Source organism: Oleiphilus sp. HI0123 (assembly GCF_001635315.1).
This window is the reverse complement of record NZ_LWGE01001181.1, coordinates 1-9,440: the sequence shown is the minus strand read 5'-3', so window position 1 is coordinate 9,440 and position 9,440 is coordinate 1. Positions and strand designations below refer to the sequence as shown.

At 44.3% G+C, this 9,440-nt stretch carries 7 protein-coding genes; 3 read left to right on the top strand and 4 right to left on the bottom strand.

Annotation, left to right across the window (positions count from 1 at the left end):
- The 4 genes from A3761_RS13070 to tviB form a co-directional block, all read right to left on the bottom strand.
- The coding region (locus A3761_RS13070; protein ID WP_304439612.1) for a biotin carboxylase N-terminal domain-containing protein at positions 1-1,158 on the bottom strand (1,158 nt) is incomplete at its 3' end.
- Positions 1,158-2,822 (bottom strand): acyl-CoA carboxylase subunit beta, encoded by a 1,665-nt coding sequence (locus tag A3761_RS13065; protein WP_068513979.1) that lies wholly within the window; start codon positions 2,820-2,822, stop codon positions 1,158-1,160. The genes A3761_RS13065 and A3761_RS13070, both read right to left, overlap by 1 nt.
- Positions 2,823-3,175: 353 nt before the next feature.
- Positions 3,176-4,189: an AraC family transcriptional regulator gene (locus A3761_RS13060; protein WP_068750321.1), complete on the bottom strand. Its 1,014-nt coding sequence runs from the start codon at positions 4,187-4,189 to the stop codon at positions 3,176-3,178.
- 82 nt (positions 4,190-4,271) lie between these two features.
- On the bottom strand, positions 4,272-5,543 hold the full coding sequence (gene tviB, locus A3761_RS13055) for a Vi polysaccharide biosynthesis UDP-N-acetylglucosamine C-6 dehydrogenase TviB (RefSeq protein ID WP_068513984.1): 1,272 nt from the start codon (positions 5,541-5,543) through the stop codon (positions 4,272-4,274).
- 319 nt (positions 5,544-5,862) lie between these two features.
- Between tviB and A3761_RS13050 the strand changes: the two genes are divergently transcribed.
- From A3761_RS13050 to A3761_RS13040, 3 genes are all read left to right on the top strand, one after another.
- The gene (locus A3761_RS13050) at positions 5,863-7,281 is read left to right on the top strand and encodes a TIGR03013 family XrtA/PEP-CTERM system glycosyltransferase (protein WP_068553760.1); all 1,419 of its coding nucleotides are present in this window, start codon (positions 5,863-5,865) and stop codon (positions 7,279-7,281) included.
- Positions 7,282-7,399: 118 nt separating this feature from the next.
- Positions 7,400-8,014, top strand: coding sequence for an XrtA/PEP-CTERM system exopolysaccharide export protein (locus A3761_RS13045; RefSeq protein ID WP_068553759.1), 615 nt, complete (start codon positions 7,400-7,402; stop codon positions 8,012-8,014).
- A gap of 6 nt (positions 8,015-8,020) precedes the next feature.
- On the top strand, positions 8,021-9,440 hold a 1,420-nt coding region (locus A3761_RS13040), incomplete at its 3' end, for an XrtA system polysaccharide chain length determinant (RefSeq protein WP_068750319.1).

The window sequence follows — 9,440 nt, the reverse complement described above, 5'->3', positions numbered from 1 at the left end:
TTCGGCTTCACTACCGCGATGCAAAGATTCTGTAAGCGCATGCTGTAAATCTTCGGTCGTAACCGATATTTCCAGCAGCTTTTGCTCATGCATCTGCAAAGAGCAATCACGACCGCCCAAAGCCAGTGCCCATTCACCATTACCGATCACCTGGATTTCCTGGTGACGGGTGGTTTCGATATTCAACTCGACAAGAATATTCTTGTTGTCGCCTTGGCCTGTCGCTTTTACCTCGTTGAGGATCTCAAGTACTAGAGAAGGTGCTTCATCTGCTGCTTGGCTTAAGCGCTCTTCGATGCTGCCTTTAAAGCTTGAAGGGCTGGAGAGTATTCGTTGGCCTTTACCTCCGCCACCGCCGATGCATTTCAGGCGAATACGGTTTTCAGGGTATTCCTGGCCAATCTTGATTACTTGCTCGCGGACGGTTTCCTGAAGCTCTGCCACGCTATAAAGGTCGATGCCTTTTTTGTAGCCTGCATCAAGCACGACGTCGGCTTTATCTTCAATTGAGTCGGCATTTTCAAAGCGTTTTTGGTTGAGTGCTAAGCCTTCTTTTTTGACTAAAGACAGTAGCGCCTTTTCATCGCTATGCTTTTTAAGGAGTGTCAAGGCAGTAGCATTGTTGATTCCAGGCGTTACACTGACGCCGACTTGCAATGCGGTGCGCTTCGCCTCGTCTTTTAGGCCTGCTTTATGAACCGTTTCCGAGCAAGGGCCAATAAAGTTCAGACCGGCTTCTTCCATTGCGCCAACCATCGCTTCGTCTTCGGCCATAAAGCCGTAGCCGGCAAAAATAGCGTTATAGTTGTTCTCTTTAGCAATGCGAATGATCTGTTCTATGCGCTGAACACGCTCTTCTTTATCTGCGCCGCTGTAGTCTGGCACACGGTGAATGCGGTCAGGATTGTTGATTTGGCGCAGTTCTGGCGCCAAGGCATTTTGATAAACAATACTGTCTTTTTCAGACAATAAGATACCGCAATGCGTCACTCCCATTTCTGCAAATACATCCATTGCTTCTTTACGAATAGGGCCGCGACAAATGATTAAGGGGCGAATGTCTTCACACGAGAAGCTACGTACCCAAGTGCTGTCTGATTGGCCTAAACGACGGTCTTGATGAGTCAGCGGGTTGTTAAGGTAATGTTCGTTACTCATTAGAAAGACTCCCTTTGTACGCCGCCGAGTGGCTCAGGTGTATAGTGTGATAAGTGGAAATTGAGCTGTTCGCACAAGACCTTGCGCATGTCTCTGGGCATAACAATTTGAGAGATCGACCCTAGGCTCAACGCCTCATTTGGGTTCATCAATTCTTCTTCATAGCGTTTTGCGAGTAAGGCTTCTTGCTCAGCGCCCCATTCGGCACTTTGCTCGCCTGTCTTAACCGCACCGCGAATAGCGCGTAACTCCTTCTTATAGACAAATTCTACACCTGCTGGTCCCATTACGGCTGCTCTGGTAGAAGGCAGGGCGCATACAAAGTCTGCACCTGTCTGATAGCAGTTGTAAGAAGCGTAAGCACCACCGAAAGCGTTACGAATGATCACCAAAAAACGAGGCGTTCTTAGGTCAATAATTGAATCAAGCATTGCTCTACCTGCTTGCACAATACCGTTTGATTCTTGATCTTTACCAGGTAAGAAACCCGTTGTATCTTCCATAAAGATGACAGGGATATTGTAAAGGTTACAGAAGCGGATAAAGCGTGCATTCTTATAGGCTGCATCAATATCAATCTGGCCTGAAGACACGGCGCTGTTATTGGCCAGAAAGCCGACCACATTGCCACCCATTCTACCCAAGGCTGTAACCGTGTTACGTGCACGCTCTTCCTGAATTTCAATAAAGTCGCCATGGTCGCAAAGTTGCTGGATCATGATAGTGACATCAATAGGCGTATTGAAACCGGTTGGGCTATTGAAGGCCTTCTTCAGCAGGATGTCGATATCCCAGGTCTTACGATCAATCGGATCGGACGTTTCCTGATAGGGTGCTAACTCGGAATTGTTGTTCGGAAGATATTTGAGTAGTTGGCGAACTTTCTTCAAGGCGCTGACTTCATCTTTTACCACGATATCTGTGACACCACTTTGGCTATGTACGCCAGGGCCGCCAAGCTCGTCAGGCGTTACATCTTCACCGAGTACACTTTTCACCACACCAGGGCCTGTTAGGCCAAAGAATGTATCATTTGGCTGAATCATAAAGCTACCTTGGCGTGGAAGGTATGAACCACCACCGGCATTAAAACCAAACATGCACATAATGCTAGGTACAACACCGCTGATCTTTCTTAAAGCGGTAAAAGCTTCGGCGTAACCGTCTAGACCGCCGACTCCGGCGGGGACGTAAGCGCCGGCACTATCGTTTAGGCCCACTAAAGGAATCTTTCGTTTACCCGCAAGCTCCATTAAGCGGGCTAGCTTAGTGCCGTTGGTGGCATCCATAGAGCCCGCCCTGACGGTGAAATCGTGACCGTATAAGGCAACGTCTCGGCCGTCTATTTTTACGACTGCCGTGACGATTGACGCGCCATCTAGATTTTTACCCCAGTTCTGGAACAGTACCTTTGGGTCTTCATCTGTTAGAACTGAAATACGTTCCCATATCGTCATTCGCTTTTTACTGTGTTGACGCGTAATGGCCGTTACACCAGCAGCTTTTCTTGGGCGCTGCATCAGGTCGTAACCTTTACGGAGAGTTTCTTCATAAAGTCCGGGGTTTTCTGCATTTTGCCCGGGGATTCTAAAGTCCAGCTCGTTGTCAGAACCAAAAGGGTTATCTAGGCTGATCTTGGGTGTGGCGTCTTTGCTTGTTGTCATCGCACGGTCCGTTAGTTTGCTTGCCTGTCGTGATAGGAGTTCGTTAAATAAAGCTACTAAGTATAGGTGTATTTTAGCGCTCAAGTGTAGCGAAGTTTTGGCAATTTAATATTATGACTAAAACGAAAAAGGTTCGCTTTTGTCCTAAAAAGTGCAGCGATGATATTTGGAAATGTCTATAAAATAAAGTGCGCTTCGATACGAGAGGTAAGGTGTGATATTTAATTAAGGTGTTGAAATTAAACAGATAAGTGTTTTGTTATGATGTCTGTATAGGACAAATATATAAAATTTAAATAGACATAAACGCTTATTTGTTGGTTGAAAAGGTGCAGATAAATAGACTTAATCGCTTATTTTATCTTTTTTACGCGGTAGGTTTTCGGTGTTTCGCCTGTCCATTTTGTATAGGCGCGTGAAAAGGCTCGGGGTTCGCTGAAGTTAAGGTGCTGAGAAATTTCTGCGATAGTCAGGTTGCGCTTGGTCAGCAGCTTATTAGCGATATCGAGGCGAAGATTATCCTTGATTTGTTGATAGCTAATGCCTTCTAGGTGAAGCTTTCGGCGTAGTGTTTGTTCACTGATTCCTAATTGGCGAGAGATGACAGCGCTATTTGGAAGTTTAATTGCTTCGCTGATGTGGGTGCTCTTGGGCTCTATAAGAAGTTTGATTTGTGCTGTCAGGCTATTGTCTTCGCCGGGGATGGTAAGTAGATCTATCGGCGCGCGTGCTAGAAAGACTTTTAGGTCGCGAGTAGTTTTGATCAAAGGCTCTTCGAGATACTTCCGATGGAAGACTAAGCGGTTGAATTTGCTCTTTTGGTTAGTTTTACAGCGAAACAAGAGCTCAAATTCTTCATGATCAATGGGGGTGTAATTAATATAGGCGCCAATTAGTTTAATGGGTTTGCCAATGTACCAACTTGCAAAGCGGTGCCAAATGACGTGCCAGTACTCGATATAAAAGTGCTCGAAATCTAATTCCGGAGTGTTGAACTCTGAGGTGAAATATACGTGCTCTCCTTCGACATCAAGAGAAACCTTTATTTCATTGTTGATCTGGTTATAGAAGCGAATCCCTCGATGCAATAGTTCTTCGAGGTTATGACTGTAACTGACCCATTCAGCCATGAGGGCAAAGGTTCCGAGCTTAATGGGGGTTTCAGTGAAGCCCATAAACTCGTCATTTAGGGTCTCTGCAATACTTGAATAGAGCTTGGCAACCGACTCTACCGGGAAGCGTGCTCTGGGGTTTCTGAGTTGAAGTTCGGATATTCGCGCTTGCTTTAGCAGTTGGCGAGTATCGACGCCTTTTTTTCTCGCGCCGCCTAGCGCGCTGAGGATGTAGTGAGTGCCAATGGTTGCCATGTGGTGCTAATTATCGAATCGCAAGCGGATAACAAAAAAGCCCGGTAACTACCGGGCTCTTAATTCAATGCCGAGCTGAGGCTTACAAACGCGCATCAACATCATCTTTGTCGAATAGATATTTCACATCAAAGATAACGTTATTGGTTTTGCATAGCTTACGGATTTCTGCGATACCCATTTCTTTGATCTGGTCGTGTGATACGCAAATGACTGCTGCATCGTAGTGATCTTGTTTAGGTTCGCTGATCAAGTTAAGCCCATACTCATGCTTCACCTCTTCTGCATCTGCCCAAGGGTCATAGACGTCAATATTGGCGTGGTAGCCCTGGAGCTCTGTAATAACATCAGTCACTTTGGTGTTGCGAATATCAGGGCAGTTCTCTTTAAATGTAAGCCCCATGACCAGAATGTTTGCGTCAACAACCTGAATTTTCTTCTTGGTCATAAGCTTCAATACTTTCTCGGCAACATGAGCAGACATGTTATCGTTAATACGGCGCCCGGAAAGAATGATTTCTGGGTGGTAACCAATCGATTGCGCTTTATGTGTTAGGTAGTATGGGTCTACACCAATACAGTGACCGCCAACCAAGCCTGGGCGGAAGGGGAGGAAGTTCCACTTTGTGCCAGCGGCTTCGAGTACTTCCAGGGTGTCGATGCCCATTTTATCAAAAATTAAAGAAAGCTCGTTAACGAGAGCGATGTTGACGTCACGCTGGGTATTTTCAATAACTTTTGCGGCTTCAGCTACACGAATAGAAGCTGCTTTGTGCGTGCCGGCAACGATGATGCTTTTATAAAGGTCATCAATAAAAGTTGCCGCTTCAGGCGTTGAGCCAGAGGTAACTTTGAGAATGTTCGTGACACGGTGTTCTTTATCGCCAGGATTGATTCGTTCCGGGCTGTATCCCGCAAAGAAATCTTCATTTAGCTTCAAACCAGAGCCTTGCTCGATTAGTGGTAAACAGTCTTCTTCGGTTGCACCCGGGTAAACAGTCGACTCGTAAATAACGTAATCGCCCTTTTTGACTACTTTGCCAAGCATCTCGCTCGCTTTGATTAGCGGCGTTAGGTTTGGTGTTTTGTAGTCATCGATCGGTGTAGGAACTGTGACGATATAGACGGTAGCATTCTTGATATCATCGAGCTGGGTTGTGAAGGTGAGGTGTGTGCTCTCAGCAAGCTCTTCAGATGAGCATTCTAGTGTGCTATCAACACCTTCGCGTAACTCGTTGATGCGATCTTCTTTGATGTCAAACCCTATGGTTGGGAATTTCTTCCCAAATTCGACTGCCAGTGGCAGACCTACATAGCCCTGTCCGATAATGCAAATTTGTGTATTTGTTTCCATGGTCTCTCGATCTTTCATCAATAAATAAAAACTTTGCGCCGACTGTTTACAAATGACTTACAATGAACGCTTAAAAAAGGTGACGGATTATTGCATAATGCCGCAACTAATTCTTCAGGATAGACTGAATTCTAAGAGAATAGTAAAGGACGAAGCAGATAATTTAAAGAAATAGTCTATGATGAAAGGTGAATTCTGTATTTACGTCTTTTATCGTACAGCTGTATTATTCTCCGGCTAGGGTGTTGGTGGGGTGTTATTCTTTCGCTTAGCCGGGTTGTTTGTAGAAAATTCTCAGTTCCATTCAAGGTAATCGTTAGTGGCTCACGTACGTGTTTTAAATCATTATTTGCATAGTAAGTTTCTCGTTTTAGGGGCAGTTGAATTTTGCTTGTTGATGTTGGCGGTTGTTGCCGGTGTCGAGTTGCGAAATATGTGGGGTGCCGCGGACGAAGTAAATGTTATTCTGGAGTCACCTAAACTTCAGATGATCTCCTTTGCGGTGGTGTTGAGTGTATGCTCCCTTGCAATGGGGGTTTATACGAGTATCTATATAGAAGGCTTGACCGGGATGGCTTTGCGTACTGTTGTGAGCTATTTCTTCTTGGGTACCGCAAGCTTGACGATACTCTATTACTTGTTCCCTGTTATGTATTTAGGTCGCGGCGTTTTAGCGTTTGCGATCACCTTTTCCTTGATCTTCGTATTAGTGGTAAGGGTACTTTTTTATAAAGTCGTTGATTTGGCTCAGTTAACGCGGCGAGTTGTAATTTTTGGTGCTGGGAACACAGCTGCCAATATTATGGAGCGAATTCAAGCTAGTAAAGATGAGTCAGGGTTTCAGTTATATGGCTGTATGGCTTGTGGGCAAGGTGAGGTGGTTGTAGATTCCAGTTTATTGGTCAATGAACCTGAAGATTGGATGGCCTTTGTTAAGCAGCATAATATTAGTGAAATAGTTGTCGCGCCAGATGAGCGCCGCCGCAGTGAAGGTGGTCAGATTCCTATAGATGCTTTGCTTGACTGTAAGCTCCGGGGGGTTCGTGTAACTGACCCGGTAGAGTTTATTGAGCGAGAGCTTCTGCGCTTGGAAATTTCAATGCTGCGCCCTGGCTGGGCTTTGTTCTCGGATGGTTTTGTCTATTCTCAAGCGAGAGACATTCTTAAGAAAATATTTGATCTGACGGTAGCTGGGCTTATTCTTTTGCTAGCGTGGCCATTTATGCTGATTACTGCGATAGCCGTTAAGCTAGAGAGCGATGGGCCAATTCTCTATAGTCAGACGCGAGTCGGTTTGAATGGCAAAGAGTTTTCAATTTATAAATTCAGAAGTATGGCTCAAGATGCCGAGAAAGACGGTAAGGCCGTTTGGGCGACTAAAAATGATGCCCGCGTAACAAAAGTTGGGGCGTTTATCAGAAATACGCGTCTTGATGAATTGCCGCAGCTATATAATGTTTTTACCGGTGATATGAGCTTCGTAGGGCCTCGCCCCGAAAGGCCACAGTTTGTAGAAGAGTTGAAAGAGCAAATACCATTTTATGATGCGCGGCATAAGGTTAAGCCGGGGTTAATGGGGTGGGCGCAGTTAAAGTACCCTTATGGTGCTTCGGTTGACGATGCGAGAAACAAGCTGAAATACGACTTATATTATGTTAAGAATCATAGCTTCTTTATGGATGTTTTGATTGTTATTCAAACGGTAGAAGTTGTGTTGTTGGGCAAGGGTGTTCATTAAACTGTTATTGTAGTAATCACTGTGTGTCAAAGCGAACTCGTAAGCAGGGTAGGTTTATTGTGCTAGGGCGAAGAGCTTGTTCGTTTTTAAGATTAGAGTAAGGGCAAAGGGTCGAAGGATGAAAATAAAACTAATTATTTGTTTTGTGTTGGTGGGTTTTCTAAGTGCCTGCTCGACTAAGAATGTTGTGAAGGAGCAGCCTGTTGAAACGAGTATTGGCGTGGTTGAGGAGTATCTATTAGGTGTTGGAGACGCTGTTCAAGTGCGTGTGTGGCGTAATCCAGATTTATCTGTAGACGTACTGGTTCGTCCTGATGGAAAAATATCGGTACCTTTAGCTGGTGATATTGTTGTTGATGGTGTGTCTACAAGTCAGTTGTCTAAAACTATTGAAGACAAACTGAATAGTTATATTCGAAACCCTAAAGTAACGGTGATTGTCTCCAACCCAACGAGTGCGGATTTTATTCATAGAATTCGTGTGACGGGTGCTGTTCAGGAGCAACAGTCAATTCCTTATCGTAAAGGGATTACAGTGCTGGATGTAGTTTTAGAGGCTGGTGGGGTGAGTGTTTTTGCTGATTCTGATAATTCAAAACTTTATCGCCAAACTGCTGAGGGTGCCAAGGTTTACCCTATTTACCTGAATGATATATTAGAAAAGGGAATTTTAGATTCTAACTATACGCTTTATCCTCAGGATATTATTACCGTTCCAGAGAGAGGGTTTTAGACGAATATGGATTTTGCGCTGTTAATTCGCTATATCGATGTGATTTTCCGGGAACTATGGCAAAGAAAGTTCTGGTGCCTTTTAGGTTTTGCTCTTATTAGTTTTACTGTTCTTTTTGTAGGGATGGTTTGGCCGTCCAAATTTCAGACGTCGGCAACAATATTTGCAGATAATCAGAATATACTAAAGCCTTTGCTTGATGATCAGGCGGCGCAGTCAAAAGTGCAGAATCACACGAAGATAGTAAAAGATACAATTCACTCACCTCGTATTTTGAAACAGGTGGTTGATAACTTGTATGGTGTGCAAGGTTTTGAGTCGGCGGAGGAGTTGGGGCAGGCAATTAATAGCTTAAGAGAAAAGGTGCTTATAAAAGGGCTTGGTGCTGGTTATATAAAGATAAGCTACTCAGATACAACTGCGGAAGAGTCATATCGCGTTATCAATGAGGTGGTAGATGTTTTCATTAGAGCGAGCACTGATGAGCAGCGGACAGAGAGTCGTGAAGCATTTTTATTTATTGATAATCAAGTAAAGCAATATAAAGATCAGCTACTTTTGGCCGAAGAGCGCTTGAAAAATTTTAGGTCTCAAAATTTTGACGGAAGGGATGGGGACGTCGATTCTAGTATTAGTCGAATTCGTTCACAAATTGAAGAGCTTAAAATTTCGATTGATGAGGATAAGACCTCGATAACTGCAACAAAAAAGCAGTTAAATAATGAATCGGAATTCTCTTCGCAAAAATATACTGCTGATGTTTATGGTGAGCGGCTTAAGTCTTTAGAGACTACTCGGAATAATTTGCTTCTCACTTATACGGAAGATTACCCAGACGTAGTGAGTTTAACGTATCAGATAGACGATATTAGACGAGCAATGAAAGAGTCTGATGAGAATAAACGGATCGATGGAGGACAAGCTAAAGGGGAGCAAGATGCCGTGCTTAACCCTCTATATCAGGAGTTGAGAAGCCGTCTCTCAAATGCGATAACACGGATGCAGACCAAAGAAAAGCGCTTGAGTGCTTTGCAGGGTTTGATGGATAAAGAGTTTGAGCGTCGCAAACGTATCGCAGAGCGCGGGGCAGAGGAAGCTGAGCTTACTCGTGACTACACGGTTACCAAACGAATTTATGAAGACATGTTAGAGCGAAAAGAAAAGGCTCGTTTGTCGATGACCTTGAATGTAGAGGGACAAGGAGTTACCTATCGAATTCAAGAGCCAGCATTGCCGCCGTTAAACCCTGTGGGCTTACGTTTTCTTCATTTTGTATTATTAGGGCCTATTGCCGGATTCTTAGCTATTATTGGTTTAGCTGTTGTCTATATATTTGTTGATCAGAGAATTCGGTTTCCCGAAAAGTTGCATGAGTTTGATGTAGCTACATTGGCAGTTATACCACATATTAAGACATCTTTTACCA

What these genes read in the sequence shown, in the direction of transcription:
- tviB (WP_068513984.1), bottom strand. Translation starts at nt 5,543, where the DNA reads ATGGAAACAAATACACAAATTTGCATTATCGGACAGGGCTATGTAGGT.
- A3761_RS13060 (WP_068750321.1), bottom strand. Translation starts at nt 4,189, where the DNA reads ATGGCAACCATTGGCACTCACTACATCCTCAGCGCGCTAGGCGGCGCG.
- A3761_RS13065 (WP_068513979.1), bottom strand. Translation starts at nt 2,822, where the DNA reads ATGACAACAAGCAAAGACGCCACACCCAAGATCAGCCTAGATAACCCT.
- A3761_RS13045 (WP_068553759.1), top strand. Translation starts at nt 7,400, where the DNA reads ATGAAAATAAAACTAATTATTTGTTTTGTGTTGGTGGGTTTTCTAAGT.